We start from the raw sequence: 18,535 nt of genomic DNA, 5'->3' as shown, positions 1-18,535 counted from the left end.
AAGATAGATATGGAACTGCTGATCGGCGATCGTTTCGAGCCTGGACAGGATGCGGCAGAACCCGTCCTTGATCCGCGCACCGGCGCGCTGATCGCCGACATAGCCGAGGCCAGCACCGCCCAGGTGGACCGCGCCGTCGCTGCTGCGCGCAAGGCTTTCGAGAAATGGTCCCGCACGACACCTGCTGAACGCTCTGCCGCACTTTTGCGGATCGCGGACAGGGTCGAGGCCGAGGCCGAAGGCTTTGCCGCACTCGAGGCGCTGAATTGCGGCAAGCCGATCAATGCGGCCCGCAATGACGAGATTCCCGCCATCGTCGATTGCTACCGCTTCTTTGCAGGTGCCGTGCGCTGTCAGACGGGTGCTATCGCGGGCGAGTATATGGAAGGCCATACCAGTATGATCCGGCGCGATCCCATCGGGGTCGTGGCCTCGATCGCGCCGTGGAACTATCCGCTGATGATGATGGCGTGGAAACTGGCCCCTGCCATTGCGGGCGGGAATACGGTGGTGTTCAAACCCTCGGAACAGACACCGCTGACCGCGCTCAAGATGGCGAAAATCCTTGCAGATGAACTGCCCGAAGGCGTGGTCAACATCCTGCCGGGGCGGGGACATACGGTGGGTAACTACTTGATCAACCACCCGCAGGTGGACATGATCAGCCTGACAGGCGATGTGGCGACCGGCAAGAAGATGCTGGATGCCGCCGCCAAGACAGTCAAGCGCACCCATCTGGAATTGGGCGGCAAAGCACCTGTGATCGTGTTCGACGATGCGAATATCGCGGAAGTGGTCGAGGGGCTACGCGCTTTCGGCTTCTATAACGCGGGGCAGGATTGCACAGCCGCCTGCCGTATCTATGCGGGCCGCAAGGTCTATGACCGGCTCGTGGCCGATCTGACCGATGCTGTCGCTTCGATCCAGTTGGGCAATGACGACGACACAACGAACGAGATCGGTCCCCTGATCAGCCTGCGCCAGCGTGACCGCGTGGCGAGCTTTGTGAACCGTGCGCGGGAAATGAACCATATCCAGATCACCACGGGCGGCGAGGCGATGGACAAAGGGTTCTATTACCGCCCCACCGTTGTCGCGGGGGCCACGCAAGCCGACGAGATTGTCCGTCGCGAGGTGTTCGGCCCTGTTGTGTCGATCACGCCATTCTCGGATGTGGACGAGGCTGTGACTTGGGCCAATGACAGCGATTACGGTCTGGCCTCTTCAGTCTGGACCCGCGATGTGGGTCGCGCAATGGCGACAGCGGCACGGCTGCGCTATGGCTGCACATGGATCAACACGCATTTCATGCTGGTCAACGAAATGCCGCATGGTGGGATCAAGCAATCAGGCTATGGCAAGGACATGTCCGCCTATGCGCTGGAGGATTACACCTTTGTGCGCCATGTGATGGTCAAGCATGGCTAGGCTGCCGCGGCTACAGGCGACCTCAATCGCCCGCCACGTCGTCAGGGGTGGCAGGCCAGATTGATGCGCCGCAGGGGGCGGACCCGCATTAGTTCTGCGCGCTTGGCCCATCTGCCCCTTGCTGCTCCAGAAGGCGGGCAAGCGTGTTGCGTGCCGTGGGGATGTCGACCGGATCGTCCTCGATATTCGGCGGGCCACTACCCAGTTGCGGCAGATGGGTGTCGGTCAGCGGCGGGACTGGGCTGTCTCCGACGATGACCTCGTAATGCAGATGCGGCGCGGTGGATGTGCCGGTTGAGCCGACCCGCCCGATCCGCTCGCCGCTGCTCACTTGTTGGCCCACTTTGAGCGTGTCTTCCACGCTGCTCAGATGTGCGTAAATGGTCCGGATATTGCGGGCATGTTCTATCTCGACCATCATCCCGTAACCGCCCCGAGGTCCTGCAAAGGCAACGCGACCGGATCGTGTCGCATGGACACTGGCCCCTTCGGGCGCGGCGAAATCGACACCGTTATGCATCCGCAGACTGCCGTGGACCGGATGGGTGCGCGGCCCGAAAGCCGAACTGAGGCGTGCGCCCTTGATCGGTTGCTCAAAGGCCAGCAAATGTTGCCCGTTCTTGTAGATCCGCGTGGTCTTGGCCCCGTCCTGCGGCCACAGGATCTCGTACCTGTCTTCCCCCAGATCAAGCTTGGCGAAGTCAATTATCGGCTCGCCGATTACGCGGTCACCCAACCGGCCTTCGCGCCAGACAAGCCCCAGATGCTCGCCTCCGCCAAGCGCGCTGCGAAGATCAAGTGTGCCTGCCAGAACAAGCTCCAGATCAGTTGCGAAACGCGTCGGGATATCGGCGGCCTCCAGTGCCGCGTAGATGGAACTGCCGATTTCGGTCTCTCCGGCGCGGTGGACCGTATCCAAGGCCGGTGGAATGGTCAGAACCGAAGGCCCATCGCCAAAAACAGCATGGATGCGAACCCCGTCCTCGACCTCAAGCGTGGCGGTTTGCAGGGTTCCGTCCGGTGTGATGGCCAGATCAAGCCTGTGACCCGGTTTCAGGCGTTGCAGATCGTATTCCGATCCGATGGCCGCAGCAACGCCTGCACGGATCGCGGCGTCAAGACCGGCTTCGGCAAGCAGGATGTAGAGGCTTTCGCCAACACCCACCGCGCGCGAGAATGTCACCTCAGCATCCTGTATCGCGCTGTCCTGGTTGTCATTTTTAAGGGCCGGAGCGCGCGCATCCACGACGTCATCCGCTTTGTCGGTTTGGTCGGGATTCTGCTCTTTAGGTTCAAAGGTCAAAGGAGCCACATTCACAAGGGGTGCGGCGTCTTTTTCGGGGTGGCCCTTTCCGAATATCACGACCAGGGCGATACTGCCCGTCACGGCAAGGGCTGTCCAATATCGCAATCTCATATTGTAGGGCCTTCTTGCCGCATCCTGTCTTGCCTCGCATAACCTCTGCGTTGCGCGGCACTTCTGCCCTTGCGAGGGCGGCAAGGCAAGGCAGCCATAGCCTGCGCCGCAAGATGTGAACACCGCGCGCTATAAATCCGCGCGGCCCGCCGCCCAGCTTTTGCGTCCTTTTTCAGCAATATCAGTGATTTGACCATCCGGAACAGGTGCGGGCGCCAGTGGCGACAAGCCATCATCGTGGAAAAGATAGAGCCGTGCCGCGAAATCCTCGAACGGCAGAGAGCCTTCCCCGAACCGCTCTCCACAACCATGGGTGGACACAACAATACCGTGCCCCCAATCCTGCCCGCTGTCATTATTGGGGTTGAAGAAATAGACACGCATCCGCTCAGCAGGGTCCAGCCCGACACGGATCAGCGTGATCGCATGCCAGCCGACAAACGTGCCCTTTGAGTCTGTAACGGCGATTCCTGCGGGCTGGGGATGGATGACAGGTTGGTTGCCATTGTGTTGCGGATGGTAAGAGGCGTGGAAATGGCGCAGGAAACCTTCGTAATCCTTCAAGGCGCCGGTCGCGACATCGACGGCGATATGGAAATCGCGCCCCACCCACCAGCCATGCAGTTCCGGATTGATCCAGCGATGCGGGTCTTCTGGCCTGCCCGCACACCGCCGGCCCATTTCCGCATAGGCTCGATCCAGATGCGGCACCAACAGGACCGACACAGGGTCTGCGTCAAGCAGTGTCGAGACAGCAAGACCCGGCGGTAGCGTGCCTGTGTCAAGCGGCTCGCCTTCGAAATGTAGTATCAGCCCGTTCCCACGCGATACCTGTGCGACCAGCCACAGCAGGTAGTCGGGATCGTTCAGCGCCCAGAGTGACAAAGCGCGGGCCGACTGGCAGGTCGGGTTGTTGCCCTGACCGACGCCAAGGGGTTGACCCAAAAGCATGATAATCCCTGCGACGAGATGCGTTCTGGCCGGTAGGGCCGTGCCGCAGGATGCCTCCAACGCGGCAATGCCATCTCCGCTAAGCGGCGTTTCCAGCAACCGCCATAACGAGGGCGCGATGGGTGGTGAATAGAGAATGCCACGCTCCAGCATCAGCGACAGCCCGTAGACCGCCTGCGTAGTGCCGGGCTGTATCGCCGCATCGACCAGCGCCCGCACCAGCGGTTCATAGCAGCGCAGCGCATCAAGCCCGGTACTGGATAGACCCAAAGCATCCGGCAACATCGTCGCATGATCGGCCTCAAGCGCCCAACGCAGATAGGTTGCGTGATAATCCGACACCAATCCCGTATCATGCATGGCGCGGGCCATGGCATAGGCCTCGTCCTGCACGGTGCGCGCGTCCGCGCGCGACAGCCTGTCGACATAGGCGGCAATGCCGGGATCATCGCGGCTAAGTGTGCTGGGCCCAAAAAGTGCGCTGATCAGCCTGTCGGCTCCGCGATGGGCGTCGGCAGCCTTGGCATTGCCGCTTTGCAATGCCTGCGCGATCTGGACAATCATCGCTTTGACATGGTCGACCTGCAAAGGCCGCTGCGCCATGATACGCCAGATCTCGTCGATCAGGTGGTCAAGTATCCCTTCGGTCCCGATCTCCTGCATCACATATTGCATCAAACGGTCTATCGCGGGCGTCAGAGGACCGTCGGCGTTGCGACGGGCCTCGTCCGCGCCTTGCCCCAGTAGGCGATCCAGATTGAGCGCCAGAACCTGCGTCAAAAAATGTTCTGCCTGCGCGGGGGGCAATGTCGGGTGCGCGTACTCTCCCGATGCAACCGCAACAAAACGCAGAAGACTTATCGCTTCCAGCGTGATGGTCGGGGCAGGGGCATAGGTCAAAGTGTGCTTGACCAGCCCCGGTAACAGGTTTGCCGGATGGCCCCAATCGGTGCCGGAAAACAGACCGGCCTTGTCCATCGTCCCTGCACGCTCACGCAAAGCAGGCAGGCCATCCTCATGCAGAAGAACGCGGCGCGCCACATCCAGCACGCGTATCGCGTGATCGGTCTTGCCGATCCGCGATGCGCTATCAAGATGCGTGACCTGCCTGTCCAGCCGGTCCAGAAGCATGCCCAGATTGGCCGCGGGGTTTTTGGAATCTGTCATTTCGGCATCGACCATCGTGTCGACCTTTTCTCAATTGGCCGGGGCACTGTGAATGCAGCCAACCGTCAATACAAGGATGCGGCAGCCCTGTGCGGATGAGTGGCAGGGATGTGCCACCTCATGCGCGATCACGGCAGCACCAGCGACCAGAGAGTGCCGTCAGAGGTAATAATCCAACTCTTCCTGCGCTTTCAACAAGTCGCGCATTTCAACCGCATCCTCGCCGAAGAAATAGACCAAGCCCCAATGCGTGCCAAACGCTGTGCGCTTTGTGACCTTTTGCGCATGCGGCGGTGCAAGTTCGTGAAAATCGAAATAGGCGTGGTTCTCGGTTGCGGCCGGGATCTCGAGATTGCTGACAACACGGCGTCGGGGATAGACCCCGAAACATCCCGCATGGCCTTTGGCATCCGCGACCGGAGTCGGAAAAAAGGCATCAAGCTCTTCCTGCGTGGTCTTGGGGTCAAACACCAGAACCAGTGCCTGATAGGCGTTGAAACCATAAGACCGCTCAAGCAGTTCGAACACGTTGAAACCCGGCGGACGATAGGCCACTTCGCCGAAATACATCGTCCCGTCCGATGTGACGAAGTATTCCGGGTGAATGAAACCGAAATCAATATCGAAAACGTCGATAAGCTTTTCAATCTCTTGTGTAATACGTCCTCGCCATTTTTCCAATTCCGGTGTCGCGGGCACAAAAACAGAATAGCCCAGCGTGACATATTCCGATATATTCAGAAACTGGATTTTACCATCCTTGATCCAGGCCTCGACCGCGAATTCCCAACCGTCCAGATGACTTTCCAGAAGAGCAGGAAATTCGTCATCCGAAATAGAGGCAACATCATCAGCGGTCCGAATGACGCGGTGCCCCAGACACCCCGCCTTGTCGAACGCCTTGAAATGGATCGGATCATTCGGATCGCCGTCCAGCTTCAGCAAGGTCTGGTTGACGCGTCTGAGAAAGCGGATCACATCGGTCTGGTCCATCGCCTCCTCGAAGATCCCGACGCGGATACCCCCAAGCTGCGCGCGCCGCTTCATCAGCGACTTGTCACGAAACAGCATGGACTGACCCAACAAACGCGGGTTTTTCATCAAAACGGAATTGACCGCACCTGCCCATTCGACAGTCTCTTCAAACAGGGGGATCGCCACATCGACGCCCATATCGTCAAGCGTTGTGGCCAGTTCGAAAGAGCGGTCGTTCAGTCGCTCGAAATCCCACGCAACAAACGGTATGTCATGCTCGACCGCATAGGCCTCGGCCCAAGCTGGAGCGACGATCACATAGCGCCGGTCAAACTTCTCAAGCGCATCAATACAGCGCAGGCTCCAACCAAAAATCGCAATATATCCCTTGTCCGAATTTTTATCGGTCATCCCAACTCCTTATTTTCTACATGGGCTGATACCTAAACACTTGTTCAATAAAATCAACCTAGACGTATATTTAATTGGAAGGTTGACTAATCTATAAAATCGCTAAGACCCGTTTGGGTGTTGGTGGATCAAGCTGTAAAAGTGATCGCCCAAGTTAATTCCTGAATTACCGCTTCTGGACAATTATATCAGACTGACGGATGGATAAGAGCAGAAGTTCTGCCTGCCGATGGCCACTGGATGGCGCTGCGATCAACGAGACATCCTCGCCAAGGGCATGGCTTCGAACGGACGTCGACATCTCAGGTGAGTTGGCTGGGGCGGTAGGATTCGAACCTACGGTACACGGTACCAAAAACCGATGCCTTACCACTTGGCCACGCCCCAACGTGTGGGGCTGATTACTCTGACATTCAGACGGGTTCAAGACCCGATTGTGAAAAAAAGAGCGGATTGTCGTGCTTGGCCTCGGGCATGATCCGGACGCGTTCCGTACGGCGTAGCGACAGTCCTGTCGCAACGTATGGGCGCCGCTCTCGGGCCGATGTCAGTTGCAAATCAGCCGGTAGTGATCCTTTGGCGCGATCAGTCGCGCAACTCGTCGGCTTTGACACCCCATAGCGCGGTTTTCGGGGCCCATCCGCGATAGCCGCCCACCGACAGGCGGCACCAGTCAGTGTTGCAATTGTCCAGACGTGCGACAACGCCCTGTTCCAGCTTGGCATTCGCCGGTGCTGCCGGATCAGGGCGGCTGAGCAGGGGAAGCATGTCCTGGTCCACGATCACGGTCCTTGTGCCCGACAAAAGCGAGTAATGCACCCATCCGCCCGCGCCGTCGCGGTCGCGGACGCGGCGCCAATGGCCATATTCGGCTGTGATCTCCAGCGGCATGTCCTTGCGCGCGAAGACCCAGTCGATCCGGTGCGTCAGGGATGGGCCGCGCCGCACATTCACCTCGCCCGACTTGATCGAGACATAACGGGGCAAGGGCAGGTTGGTCACGCTACCGCGCTCAACGGCCTCCGCTGCGCCCGCATGCGGCAGCGCCATCAAGGCTGTTAAACAGACGATTGCGATCCGTTTGGTCATCGCAGAACGGGCCGCCGCCCGAAACTTCAGCTGTGTCATCTCTTTTGCCTGCTTTCTATCCGCTCTGAACCGGTGATTTCTGGCATGGGGTTCTTGTGCCCCGCCGGTTCATCGGCCACTCTGGCATCAAGTGACTGATTTGAAAAGAACGGGAGGGTTTGAATGCCAACTGCACGTCTGAGTGTTGTCGTGACGCGACGCTTGCCCGAAGCGGTCGAGACACGGATGAAGGAATTGTTCGATGTGCAGTTGCGGGAGGACGACACGCCCATGACTCGCGCGGAGCTGGTCGACGCGGTCGCGCAGGCGGATGTGCTGGTGCCCACGGTCACCGATACGATCGACGCAGGGTTGATCGCACAGGCGGGGCCACGGATGCGGCTGATCGCCAATTACGGGGCAGGGGTGGATCATATAGACGTGGCGACCGCCCGCCAGCGTGGCATCCTTGTCTCGAATACGCCGGGTGTTCTGACCGATGATACTGCGGATATGACGATGGCTTTGCTGCTGGCTGTGACTCGTCGCATTCCCGAAGGTCTGGCGGTGATGAATGCAGGCGAATGGAAAGGCTGGTCGCCGACCGCCTTGCTGGGCGGGCGGGTTGCAGGCCGCCGTCTGGGTATTCTGGGGATGGGGCGCATCGGACAGGCCGTGGCGCGTCGCGCCCGCGCTTTCGGAATGCAGATTCATTACCACAACCGCCGCCGCCTGCGCTCCGAGATCGAGGACAAGTTCGAGGCGACCTATTGGGAAAGCCTTGACCAGATGGTGGCGCGCATGGATGTGCTGAGTATCAACTGCCCGCACACGCCCTCGACCTTCCATCTGATGAATGCGCGGCGCCTTGCGCTGATGAAACCTGACGCGGTGATCGTGAACACCTCGCGCGGCGAGGTTATCGACGAGAATGCCCTGTCGCGGATGCTGGAGGCGGGTGAACTGGCGGGGGCCGGTCTGGATGTCTACGAACATGGCACCGACGTGAATCCCAAACTGCGGGAACTGCCCAATGTGGTGCTCTTGCCGCATATGGGATCGGCCACGCGCGAGGGCCGCGCCGAGATGGGTGAGAAGGTGATCATCAACATCAAGACATTCGCCGACGGGCACCGCCCGCCTGATCAGGTCGTCCCGTCGATGTTGTGACGGGCGCAGGATCGCCACAAGAACGGAGAAGTACCGATGCGCCTGACCAATGCCGTAATTGCCATCTGGTTTGCAGCGGGCACAGTGGTGGCGCAGCAGGCAGCAGATGCCGTGGCACCCGAAACGGCAGGGGCAGGGGTGGTCGCGACATCGGCCCGTGTGCAGGCGGCGCAAACCGCCAAGGCTGAGGGACGCGCTGTCGCGGCGCAGGACTGGATGGTTGTCGCGGCGCACCCTTTGGCGGTCGAGGCGGGGGCCGATGTGCTGGCCGCCGGTGGCACGGCGGCTGATGCGATGGTCTCGGTGCAGGCGGTTCTGGGACTGGTCGAACCGCAATCCTCGGGTCTGGGGGGCGGGGCCTTTCTGGTCTGGCATGACGGCACTACAGGGCAGATCACCACGTTGGACGGGCGCGAGACCGCGCCTTTGGAAGCAACGCCGCGCCTGTTTCAGGACGATGCCGGCGAACCGCTGGGCTTTTTCGAGGCTGTTGTCGGGGGCCGCAGCGTCGGCGCGCCCGGCACACCCGCCCTGATGGCCGAGGCACAGGCCCGTTGGGGCAACAGCGATTGGGCAGCATTGCTGGACCCAGCGATCCGTCTGGCCGAGGACGGGTTCACAGTCTCGCCTCGCCTGGCAACGCTGGTGGCAGGGGATGCCGCGCGTCTGGCGGTTGATCCGGCCACGGCTGCGTATTTCCTGCCGGACGGCGTGCCGCTGGCCGAGGGCGCTGTGCTGCGAAACCCCGATTATGCCACCAGCTTGCGCGCTTTGGCGGAACAAGGGATTAACGGCTTTTACACCGGACCCGTGGCCGAGGCGATTGTCGCGGCTGTGCAGGGGGCTGATCACAATCCCGGATTGCTGGGGCCGATGGATTTGGCGATCTACCGCATCAAGGAACGCCCCGCTGTCTGCGTTCCCTATCGCGGGCACGAGGTTTGCGGGATGGGGCCGCCATCCTCGGGCGGCGTCGCCGTGGGGCAAATCCTTGGCACACTGGAAAGCACTGATCTGGCGGCGCTTGGCTCTGAGAACCCCGAAAGCTGGCGGTTGATCGGCGAGGCTAGCCGACTGGCTTTTGCGGATCGCGGGCGCTACCTGGCGGATAACGATTTTGTGCCGGTGCCAGTCGAGGGGTTGCTTGATCCTGCTTATCTGGCGACGCGCGCGGCTTTATTCGAAGACGGCGATGTTCTGGACGAGGCTCCTGCCGGAGAGCCGGAGTTTGACCATACTTTGCGACGGGCCGATGGCGACACGTTGGAGCGCCCTGCTACGACCCATATCTCGATCGTTGATTCCTATGGCAATGCGCTGTCCATGACCTCGACAATCGAGAATGCCTTTGGTGCAAGGCTGATGGCGGCAGGTTTCTTGCTGAACAATGAATTGACGGATTTTTCCTTCCGCAGCCATGAGGCGGGTGTGCCTGTTGCAAACCGTGTCGAGCCGGGCAAACGGCCCCGATCCTCGATGGCCCCCACAATCGTGCGTCGCGATGGCGCACCTGTGCTGGTGCTGGGCAGTCCCGGTGGCAGCAGCATCATTGGCTATGTCGCGCAGGCAGTGATCGCGCATCTGGACTGGGGCATGGATGTGCAGCAAGCGGCGGATATGGGCCGCGCCCTGAACCGCTTTGGTATTTTTGATCTGGAAGAAAACAGCTCCGCGGCGGCGCTGGCCGAACCCTTGGCGGCGATGGGATACGAAGTACGGCTGGGCGCGCAGACATCAGGGCTGCATGCGATCTCGGTTGGGTCAACCGGCTTGCTGGGCGGAGCCGACCCTCGCCGTGAAGGTGTAGCACTGGGGCAATAGGGGCAGAGGAGGGCTGTCTGCCTCCCGCCGCCAAGCTGCGTTCGACGCCACCCTCCGAAGATATTTCACGCAACAAGATGCGCACAGCGCGTCGCTTTCAGGCTCGGCGTCGCTTTCAGGCGGGATTGCGTCGGCTGGTTCACACGCCGTTTGCGGCACCTGCTATTGATCGGCGAAAGCTTGATCCAAGGGAGTCGCAGGCACCATGAAAACACATGTCAAAGCACTGGTTGTCGGCGGCGGCGCTGTCGGAACCTCGATCGCCTACCATCTGGCCCGTGCGGGATGGCAGGATGTCATGCTTCTGGAACGCGACGAGTTGACATCTGGCTCGACATGGCATGCCGCGGGCCTTCTGCCGCTGTTCAACATGTCTTTTGCGACAACGCATATCCACAAATACTCGGTCGATTTCTACAAATCGCTGGAAGCGGAAACCGGCCTGAACGCGGGCTTTTCGGTCGTGGGCAACTTGCGGATGGCACAAAGCCAAGCACGGATGGACGAATATATGGTCTATGCCACCACAGCGGAAACCTGTGGTGTGCCCTATGAATGGATGACGCCCGCGCAGATCAAGGACCGCTGGCCGCTGGTGCGGACAGATGACCTGAAGGGCGCGATCTATCATCCGACCGATGGCTATATCAATCCGGCCGATGTCACGATGGCGATGGCCAAGGGTGCGCGGCAACGCGGCGTGATGATCGAACGCCGCTGGCAGGCCGATGCCTATCACTGGACAGGCTCCGAATGGCAGGTGACTTGCACCAAGATGGTCGAAAAGGGCGGCAATCTTGTGCCCTCGGACGAGCAGATCGTCATCACGGCAGAGCATGTAGTAACGGCCACGGGCAATCACGCACAGCGCACCGCAAAGCTGTTGGGGATCAAATCGCCCGCTATTCCGGTCGAGCACCAGTTCATCGTGACAGAGCCCGATCCGGCCTTGATGGCCTATCGCAAGGCGGGTGGGCTGGAGCATCCGGTGCTGCGTGATGCCGATGCCAAATGGTATGTCCGCGAAGAGCGCGGCGGCTGGATTCTGGGCCCCTACGAGCGCAACGCCCCAGCGCGGTTCGAATATGGCGTGCCGGACAGTTTCCGTGCGGACCTGTTCCCGCTGGATCTGGAGCGGATCGAGGAAGAATACATGAGCATGATCCACCGTCTGCCCTCGTCAGAAACGGTGGGTCTGAAGGATGATTTCAACGGTCCGATCTGCTATACGCCAGACGGTAACCCGCTGGTCGGACCGGCCCCCGGTCTGCGGAATATGTGGCTGGCCGAAGGCTTCAGCTTCGGCATCACTGCGGCGGGCGGCACCGGCTACTACCTTGCGCAGATGATGGTTGAGGGCGAGGCCGAGATCGACATGGCCGCCCTTGATCCCAAGCGCTATGGCAGTTGGATGACCACCGAATACGCCGGGCGCAAGAATGAGGAATGCTATGAGCATGTCTTCATCCTGCACCACCCTGATGAAGAGCGCGAAGCCTGCCGTCCGCTGCGGACAGCGCCAGCCTATGACCGCCAGAAGGCGCGCGGCGCGCAGTTCGGCCATGTGAACGGCTGGGAGCGGCCCAACTATTACGGTCCGCTGGATGCATCCGACAGTTTCGACCATGACGCACGGTCGTTCCGCCGTGGTGGCTGGTGGCAATATGCGGTCGAGGAAGCCCGCGCGATCCGCGAGGGCGTGGGCCTGATTGACGCAACCGCCTTTACCAAACATCTGGTCAAAGGTCCCGGCGCGACGCAGTTTCTGGACTGGTTCACCTGCAACAAGCTGCCGAAGGTCGGCCGGATCAACCTGACCTATGCGCTGACGGATCACGGCACCACGCGCACCGAATACACGATCGTGCGACTGGCTGAAGATGAATATTATCTGGTCAGTGCAGGGGCCTGGACTGAATATGACGGGGATTTCCTGCGGAAATCCGCCGCCGAAAACATGCCCGAGTTTGGCTATATCGAGATCCAGAATGTCACGACCCAATGGGGTGTCTTTGCCATCGCAGGACCGAAGTCGCGCGATGTGTTGAAGGCCGTGATCAAGGATGCCGATCCCGAAACAGCCCTGTCCAACAAGCGCTTCCCGTGGCTGAGCGCACGTCAGATCGAACTGGGCATGTGCCCTGTCAACGCCATCCGTGTCGCCTATACCGGCGAGTTGGGTTGGGAATTGCACCACCCGATCGAGATGCAGAACTACCTGTTCGATCTGCTGGAAAAGGCGGGTGCCGCGCATGGCATGAAGCTGGTTGGCGCGCGGGCGCAGAACTGGCTGCGGCAGGAGAAATCCTATCGCGCATTTGGGAACGAACTTGGCCGCGATGCCACCCCGCTGGAGGCCGATTTGCCGCGTTTCGTGGATGTGTCAAAGGATTTCAACGGCAAGGCCGAGATGCAGGCCAAGGGTATCCGCAGCAAATGCGTGACACTTCTTGTTGACGGTCCGGCGGATGCCGATCCTTGGGGCCGCGAGGCGCTGTATACGGCGGATGGCACGCGCGTGGGGCGTCTGACCTCGGGCGGTTATTCGGTGCATTTCGGCCAGAGCATCGGTATGGGCTATGTCCGCCCCGATCTGGCTGTGGTGGGCGCGGCCCTCAAGGTCAAGATGTTCGACCAGTTGTGGGATGCGCGGATCGTCGAAGACAGCCCCTACGATCCGGCTAACGCCACGATCCGCCAGGACGGGTAAGCCAAGGAATTGCAGCGGGCTGGACCTCAGCCCGCCTCCACCGGCCAGAGCGCGACACGGATCGCGCGCCCCGCCAGAGAGCCTGACAGAAGGCCCGCGGCGGCCCCGAAAACCAGTGTCGGGATCATGGCTTCGGTCATGCTGGGGTCCAGACCCTGCATCATGCCCGCTGTGAAATTCAGACTGAACAGGCCCAGAATGGTGATCATCGTCACCCATTCACCGCGCAGCCGGATCTTTTTGGGGTCGCGTGCCACAATCCACATCGGCTGCACCCCGTAGCCAAGAACGCAACCGGTAAGATAGGCAATGACCATTGCGGTCAGTGCGACTTCGGCCAGGGGCAGCCCCAATGCGCGATTCAGCGACATCAGCCCCAGAAGCGGCAGGGCATAGATCATCCATGGTGATGCGTCGCGGTCTTGTGCGGCGCGCCTTCCCAACCAGACCAATCCTGCGAGAAGCGGAAAAACCCAAAGCGGAATAGCGGAGAAAATCGAGGTCAGCATGCGGCTGTCTATCCTGTCGTTTGATTCACTTTTCCTTGGCAATAAAGCTCCTGCATGACCAGCGGCAATTCGTGAAACGCAGGCTTGATACGCGTTCACCAGCAACCCGTCATTCGCGACACGCCACTGTCGACAGGGCTGGCCTGACCCGTTTTCAATCAAAAACGTGTGGCTGCTGGCACTCGCCACGATCAGACTGCGTTGGTAGCAACAAGCTCGTCATAGCATTCCAGCGCCTTGGCAGCATACATCATCGAGGGGCCACCGCCCATCTGGATGGTCATGGCCAGCACATCGCCGATCTCGTCCCTTGTCGCCCCTGCCCGGATCAGGGTTTCGACATGCAGGACGATACAGGCCTCGCAACGGGTTGCGATGGCGATGCCAAGGGCCACGTATTCCTTGGTCTTGAAATCCAGCACTCCGCCTTCCTTGACGGCCTTGCCCAAGCCGCCGAAAGCGCGTGTCGCGTCGGGGATGGCCTTGTTCAGGGCGCGCAACTGGTCGCGCGTGCTGTCGAGTTTGTCATTCCAGTTCATAGATCGGTCCTTTGCTGTGATCCTGTCAGAACAAGACAGATCACAGCAGGACGCAGCGCGCCTTGATCCTGATCAGATGGGGGCGTTCAGGGCCGTCTTGCGACAAAAGCCATGTTATTGGCAGGCATCTCAACGACCTGCACCAAGTCGAGCCAGTTGGACTGGAGCCATTCGATCACGTCCCAGTCATCCTTGTAGCCGATCTCGGGGTCTTGCGCCGTCAGACTGCCGTGGAATGCGGCGTCGCCTTCCGATGTCGTCTTCCCGTCGCGCAGGAACGGGCCGTAGATGATGACAACACCACCTGCGGCAAGGGCCTGCGCCGCCTCGGCGATCAGGGTTTTGGCCTCGGTCAAGCTGATCAGATGCAGCAGGTTTACCAGAACGATCAGATCTTGTCCGCCATGCGTTTCAGCCCAGCCCGGCGTTGTGGCGTCCAGTGGCAGGGCAGGGCGCAGGTTCGGCAGGTTTGCCAGCCGCGCATGGGAATCAATCGAGATGCGGCGCGCGGCGTCGATATCCGTCGGCAGCCAGTCAAGGCCCGGCATTTCGCGGGCAAAGACGACAGCATGTTCCCCTGTCCCCGAGGCCAGTTCCAGCGCCCGCCCCGATTGCGGTGCATGGCTGGATACCAAGGTCGCGATGTCCTGCGCGTTGCGCGCGGCAGAAGGTGCAAACATCCGCCCGTCATCCGAGAGATGCGCGACCGAGGCTGTATCAGGCAGGTTCCGGCGGCGGGACATGTCAGGCAAACCTTTTAGGATCAAGTGCTGCCACCGCAGCGGCATCCAGCAGGGGCGTGGCACCGAGGGCCAGATCAGCCAGCAACTGGCTGGCGGCAGGGGCCGTCTGGAAACCATAACCACCCTGACCCGCGCACCAGAAAAAAGACGCATCCTGTGCATCCGCGCCGATCACCAGCGCACGATCGGGGGCAAAGCTGCGCAGACCGGCCCAGTTGGCCAGCATGCGTGTCACCGGTGCGGTCACCATTTCCTGATAGCGGGACAGCCCTTCGGCCAGAACCATGTCATCGGCCCAAGCATCCTGCGGACCGATCGGGTCTTCATCGGCAGGCGATACGATCAACGCACCGGCATCGGGCTTGCAATACCAGCTTTCGCCCACACCATCGACAAAGGGCCAGTTGGCGGGGGACATGTCCTCAGGCAAGGCAATCCGCGCCATAGATCGGCGATAGGGCTGGATGCCCAAAGGCTGCAAGCCTGCCAGCCGCGCGATCTCATCTGCCCAAGCGCCCGCCGCATTCACCAGCAGATCGCCCTCGAAAACCTGCCCGCCAAGCGTCGTGACGCGCCAGCCTGCTGGACGTCGCTCAACAGCACTGACGCGGGCATCGGTGACGATCTGCGCTGCGTGGCTGCGGGCTGCGCGCGCGAAGTTCTGGATCAGCAGATCAGTATCCAGATCCTGCGCGTCCTCGCGGTAAGCGGCATGGGCAACAGTGTCGCGGTTCAGGATCGGCCAGAGGCGGGATGCCTCGTCCAGCGGGATCGCGTCCAGCCCTAGATCGGCCGTGTCGTGACTGAAAGCCTCGGCATGGTCGGGTCCCGCCACCATCATCATCCCGCGTGCAGAAAGAACCCCGCCATCCGCGTGATGGTGGTGATCCGCACTGGCCGCGTTCAGGGCTTTGATCGTCGCGTTGCCATAGTTTCGCAAGAACATCGCCGCCGAACGTCCCGAGGCGTGATAGGCAAGGCTGTTTTCAGCCTCGAGCACGATCACCTCGGCATGCGGGGCTAGACGGGCGGCTGCTGATATGCCCGCGACACCGCCGCCGATGACGATGATCCGGCTCATGCTTCCTCCAAACGATCTGTGGCGGGGGCAGGCGTTGGCGCAAGCGCCGACAGGCGCGTGTAAAGCGCGTCGTCCAGCGTGACATCCAACGCGGCCAGCGAAGGCGCTAGCTGTTCGGCAGACCGGCCCGAGATGATCGGGGTTGGACCTGCCGGATGACGCGCGGCCCATGCCACGGCCAGCGTGGCCGCATGGATACCCACATCTGCCGCGATCTTCTGCAAACCGACTGCCGCCTGATGCATCCAGTCCGGCGCATAGCGGCTGGCATAGGCCTGATCCTCGACCAGACGGCCACTGCCGCCGGCCGCGTATTTTCCCGTCAGCAGGCCGCCGCCCAATGGGGAATATGGTGCAATTGCAATGCCCTGATCGGCACAGGCGGGGAACAGTTCGACCTCGGCCTGCCGTTTGACGAGGTTGTACATCGGTTGCAGGATATCTATCGCCAGATCGAATTCGGAGGCGACCCATGCCGCCTTCATCACCTGCCAAGCCGCGAAATTGGACACACCGACATAGCGGATCAGTCCCCTTTGCTTCAGTTCGGCCAGTGTCTGAAATGTCTCGCGCAGGGGTGTGTCATCGTCAAAGCGGTGCAGATACAGGATGTCGACCTGATCCATCGCCAGCCGCTGCCGCGAGATGTCAAAGGTTTTGAGGATATTCTCGCGCGTCGATCCGCCCACATATCCCGCTTTGGTGGCCAGTATCAGACGATCCCGATGCGGTGCAATCAACCGTCCCGTAAGCTCTTCCGAGGCGCCGCCCGTATAGGCATGAGCCGTGTCGAAATGGGTGATGCCTGCGGCAAGGCTGGCCTCGAACATGGCCTCACTTTGCGTGGCATTGGCGCGACCGCCGAATTGCATGGTGCCAAAGGCAAGGCGGCTGGCGGGCGTGCCGTCACGGCTGGTCAGGATCTGTGTCATGCGACAAACCCTGCCACGACCACCGGCCAAGGAAAAGAGGGCAAATCAATACCTGTCAGGCCGTCGCGCCGCCATTCCTTGCCAGCTTGCGCCATGCCCATAGAAGCGAGGCCAGATACAGCAGGTCCATCACCATCAGCGTTGCCCATGGATAGCTGATCAGCGCCGCCAGAAAACCCACGAAGCCGACATAGAGATAGCGCACATTCTCGCGTTTGATCGTCAGCGATTTCAGCGAGAATGTCGGAAGCCGTCCGATCATCAGCAAGCCGATACCCAACATGTAAATACCGATCAGCGCGTCGGGTATATCAGGCAGGCCGGGCATGGCGTGTTCGGCGAAAAAGGGCAGCAGCACCAGCAGGGCGCCAGCAGGAGAAGGAACGCCCTCGAAATGGCTCGCTGGTTTATCGCTGTCGGATGCTTTGGTGCCGACATTGAACCGCGCCAGACGCAGAACGCAGCACAACGCATAGATCACAACGGCAATCCAGCCCAGATTGCCCATATCCTTGAAAGCCCAGAAATACATCAGCAGGGCAGGGGTAATCCCGAAATTCAGAAAGTCGGCAAGACTGTCCAACTCGGCCCCCAATGCGCTGGCGCTCTTGAGAAGACGTGCAAGGCTTCCATCCAGACCGTCCAGCACAGCGGCCAGCAGGACAAGCTGCACGGCAACGGTGAAATTGCCGCTGGCCGCATAGCGGATCGCCGTCAGTCCCGCACAGATCGCAGCCACCGTCACCAGATTGGGCAAAAGCTGCACAATCGGCAGTTCGCGGCGCGACCGCACGGGCGGTGTCACGTCGATATCAGGCCGTTCGCCCACTGCGTGCCTCCTCGGTGGATGCAAGATCCGCGATAACGGTCTCGCCTGCGATCATACCCTGACCAACCGCAACCATCGGGGCCACGCCATCGGGCAGGTAGACATCGACACGGCTGCCGAAACGGATCAGGCCAAAGCGCTCTCCGGTCAGAAGGCGCTGCTCGGGCTTAGTCCAGCACACGATACGGCGCGCGACCAGTCCGGCGATCTGCACAACCGCGATCTGGCGGCCATCTGCCATCTCGATACAAAGCGAATTGCGTTCGTTATCCTCGGACGCCTTGTCCAGCGAGGCGTTCAGAAATTTGCCCGGACGATAGGCAACAGCCGTCACGCGGCCTTCGATCGGCGCACGGTTCACGTGGCAGTTAAACACGTTCATAAACACGCTCACACGTGTCAGGGCACGATCCTCCATGCCCAGTTCGGCAGGCGGTACGGCTTTTTCGATCAGCGAGATCACCCCGTCTGCGGGGCTGATCAACAACCCTTCGCGGGTGGGTGTGGTGCGTTTCGGGTCGCGGAAAAAGTAGTAACACCAGACTGTCAGGCCCATACCGGTCCAGCCCAAAGGTTCCCAGATCAGGAACAGAACCACCGTGATCGCAGCAAAAATGGCAACGAACTTGCGCCCCTCGGGATGCATCGGCTTGATGAATGTCTCTAGCATGGTCATGGTCGGGCTGTGTCCTCAAAGATACTGGCCCCATGCCCTACAGCTTTGCAGTCCGCCACGCAATGCGGCTGACTGGCGCTTGTCAGGCGGCATGACCGCATAAAAAAC

At 60.7% G+C, this 18,535-nt stretch carries 15 protein-coding genes and 1 tRNA gene; 4 read left to right on the top strand and 12 right to left on the bottom strand.

Going from position 1 to position 18,535, the window contains the following annotated elements; all coding sequences use genetic code 11:
* Positions 1–3: 3 nt before the first annotated feature.
* A complete protein-coding gene (locus tag K7H22_RS06975) occupies positions 4–1,428 on the top strand; it encodes a gamma-aminobutyraldehyde dehydrogenase (RefSeq protein ID WP_230800266.1) in 1,425 nt (474 codons plus the stop codon).
* Between the two features lie 88 nt (positions 1,429–1,516).
* Here the strand turns inward: K7H22_RS06975 and K7H22_RS06970 are convergent, their stop codons facing one another.
* The 5 genes from K7H22_RS06970 to K7H22_RS06950 all read right to left on the bottom strand — a co-directional run bounded on the left by K7H22_RS06970 (position 1,517) and on the right by K7H22_RS06950 (position 7,399).
* A complete protein-coding gene (locus K7H22_RS06970) occupies positions 1,517–2,845 on the bottom strand; it encodes a M23 family metallopeptidase (protein WP_230800018.1) in 1,329 nt (442 codons plus the stop codon).
* A gap of 129 nt (positions 2,846–2,974) precedes the next feature.
* Positions 2,975–4,978 carry a hypothetical protein gene (locus K7H22_RS06965; RefSeq protein ID WP_230800017.1) on the bottom strand — a complete coding sequence of 668 codons (2,004 nt, stop codon included), beginning with the start codon at positions 4,976–4,978 and terminating at the stop codon, positions 2,975–2,977.
* Between the two features lie 144 nt (positions 4,979–5,122).
* The gene (locus tag K7H22_RS06960; RefSeq protein WP_230800016.1) at positions 5,123–6,349 is read right to left on the bottom strand and encodes an ATP-grasp domain-containing protein; all 1,227 of its coding nucleotides are present in this window, start codon (positions 6,347–6,349) and stop codon (positions 5,123–5,125) included.
* Positions 6,350–6,661: 312 nt separating this feature from the next.
* Positions 6,662–6,736, bottom strand: a tRNA-Gln gene (locus tag K7H22_RS06955).
* 198 nt (positions 6,737–6,934) lie between these two features.
* Complete coding sequence (locus K7H22_RS06950; RefSeq protein WP_230800265.1) at positions 6,935–7,399, bottom strand: SH3 domain-containing protein; 465 nt, start codon at positions 7,397–7,399, stop codon at positions 6,935–6,937.
* Between the two features lie 201 nt (positions 7,400–7,600).
* Here K7H22_RS06950 and K7H22_RS06945 point away from each other — a divergent pair, with 201 nt between their 5' ends.
* From K7H22_RS06945 to K7H22_RS06935, 3 genes are all read left to right on the top strand, one after another.
* Positions 7,601–8,587: a 2-hydroxyacid dehydrogenase gene (locus K7H22_RS06945; protein ID WP_230800015.1), complete on the top strand. Its 987-nt coding sequence runs from the start codon at positions 7,601–7,603 to the stop codon at positions 8,585–8,587.
* A gap of 36 nt (positions 8,588–8,623) precedes the next feature.
* A complete protein-coding gene (gene ggt, locus K7H22_RS06940) occupies positions 8,624–10,408 on the top strand; it encodes a gamma-glutamyltransferase (RefSeq protein ID WP_230800014.1) in 1,785 nt (594 codons plus the stop codon).
* A gap of 205 nt (positions 10,409–10,613) precedes the next feature.
* On the top strand, positions 10,614–13,118 hold the full coding sequence (locus K7H22_RS06935; RefSeq protein ID WP_230800013.1) for a GcvT family protein: 2,505 nt from the start codon (positions 10,614–10,616) through the stop codon (positions 13,116–13,118).
* 26 nt (positions 13,119–13,144) lie between these two features.
* On the opposite strand, the gene K7H22_RS06930 is transcribed toward K7H22_RS06935, so the two are convergent.
* From K7H22_RS06930 to K7H22_RS06900, 7 genes are all read right to left on the bottom strand, one after another.
* Positions 13,145–13,627, bottom strand: coding sequence for a hypothetical protein (locus K7H22_RS06930; protein ID WP_230800012.1), 483 nt, complete (start codon positions 13,625–13,627; stop codon positions 13,145–13,147).
* 191 nt (positions 13,628–13,818) lie between these two features.
* On the bottom strand, positions 13,819–14,166 hold the full coding sequence (locus tag K7H22_RS06925) for a carboxymuconolactone decarboxylase family protein (protein ID WP_230800011.1): 348 nt from the start codon (positions 14,164–14,166) through the stop codon (positions 13,819–13,821).
* A gap of 86 nt (positions 14,167–14,252) precedes the next feature.
* Complete coding sequence (locus tag K7H22_RS06920; RefSeq protein WP_230800010.1) at positions 14,253–14,909, bottom strand: DUF938 domain-containing protein; 657 nt, start codon at positions 14,907–14,909, stop codon at positions 14,253–14,255.
* A 1-nt stretch (position 14,910) separates the two neighbouring features.
* Entirely contained in the window at positions 14,911–15,990 is a 1,080-nt protein-coding gene (locus K7H22_RS06915; protein WP_230800009.1) for an NAD(P)/FAD-dependent oxidoreductase, read from the bottom strand.
* The gene (locus K7H22_RS06910; protein ID WP_230800008.1) at positions 15,987–16,922 is read right to left on the bottom strand and encodes an aldo/keto reductase; all 936 of its coding nucleotides are present in this window, start codon (positions 16,920–16,922) and stop codon (positions 15,987–15,989) included. The genes K7H22_RS06915 and K7H22_RS06910 overlap by 4 nt, the downstream gene beginning before the upstream one ends.
* Positions 16,923–16,977: 55 nt before the next feature.
* Complete coding sequence (gene pssA, locus K7H22_RS06905; protein ID WP_230800007.1) at positions 16,978–17,751, bottom strand: CDP-diacylglycerol--serine O-phosphatidyltransferase; 774 nt, start codon at positions 17,749–17,751, stop codon at positions 16,978–16,980.
* Entirely contained in the window at positions 17,735–18,427 is a 693-nt protein-coding gene (locus tag K7H22_RS06900) for a phosphatidylserine decarboxylase (protein ID WP_230800006.1), read from the bottom strand. Before K7H22_RS06900 ends, pssA begins: the two co-directional genes overlap by 17 nt.
* Positions 18,428–18,535 lie beyond the last annotated feature (108 nt).

The sequence above is a fragment of the Seohaeicola saemankumensis genome, from assembly GCF_021021435.1.
Lineage (GTDB): Bacteria > Pseudomonadota > Alphaproteobacteria > Rhodobacterales > Rhodobacteraceae > Seohaeicola.
The sequence above is the reverse complement of the archived record's forward strand: the minus strand, read 5'-3'. Positions and strand labels throughout refer to the sequence as shown.

Excerpts from the sequence above, each read along its gene's own strand:
- K7H22_RS06945 (WP_230800015.1), top strand. The coding sequence starts at position 7,601 with ATGCCAACTGCACGTCTGAGTGTTGTCGTGACGCGACGCTTGCCCGAA.
- ggt (WP_230800014.1), top strand. The coding sequence starts at position 8,624 with ATGCGCCTGACCAATGCCGTAATTGCCATCTGGTTTGCAGCGGGCACA.
- K7H22_RS06950 (WP_230800265.1), bottom strand. The coding sequence starts at position 7,399 with ATGGCGCTGCCGCATGCGGGCGCAGCGGAGGCCGTTGAGCGCGGTAGC.
- K7H22_RS06915 (WP_230800009.1), bottom strand. The coding sequence starts at position 15,990 with ATGAGCCGGATCATCGTCATCGGCGGCGGTGTCGCGGGCATATCAGCA.
- K7H22_RS06900 (WP_230800006.1), bottom strand. The coding sequence starts at position 18,427 with ATGACCATGCTAGAGACATTCATCAAGCCGATGCATCCCGAGGGGCGC.
- K7H22_RS06910 (WP_230800008.1), bottom strand. The coding sequence starts at position 16,922 with ATGACACAGATCCTGACCAGCCGTGACGGCACGCCCGCCAGCCGCCTT.
- K7H22_RS06925 (WP_230800011.1), bottom strand. The coding sequence starts at position 14,166 with ATGAACTGGAATGACAAACTCGACAGCACGCGCGACCAGTTGCGCGCC.
- K7H22_RS06970 (WP_230800018.1), bottom strand. The coding sequence starts at position 2,845 with ATGAGATTGCGATATTGGACAGCCCTTGCCGTGACGGGCAGTATCGCC.
- K7H22_RS06920 (WP_230800010.1), bottom strand. The coding sequence starts at position 14,909 with ATGTCCCGCCGCCGGAACCTGCCTGATACAGCCTCGGTCGCGCATCTC.
- K7H22_RS06935 (WP_230800013.1), top strand. The coding sequence starts at position 10,614 with ATGAAAACACATGTCAAAGCACTGGTTGTCGGCGGCGGCGCTGTCGGA.
- K7H22_RS06965 (WP_230800017.1), bottom strand. The coding sequence starts at position 4,978 with ATGGTCGATGCCGAAATGACAGATTCCAAAAACCCCGCGGCCAATCTG.
- K7H22_RS06960 (WP_230800016.1), bottom strand. The coding sequence starts at position 6,349 with ATGACCGATAAAAATTCGGACAAGGGATATATTGCGATTTTTGGTTGG.
- K7H22_RS06930 (WP_230800012.1), bottom strand. The coding sequence starts at position 13,627 with ATGCTGACCTCGATTTTCTCCGCTATTCCGCTTTGGGTTTTTCCGCTT.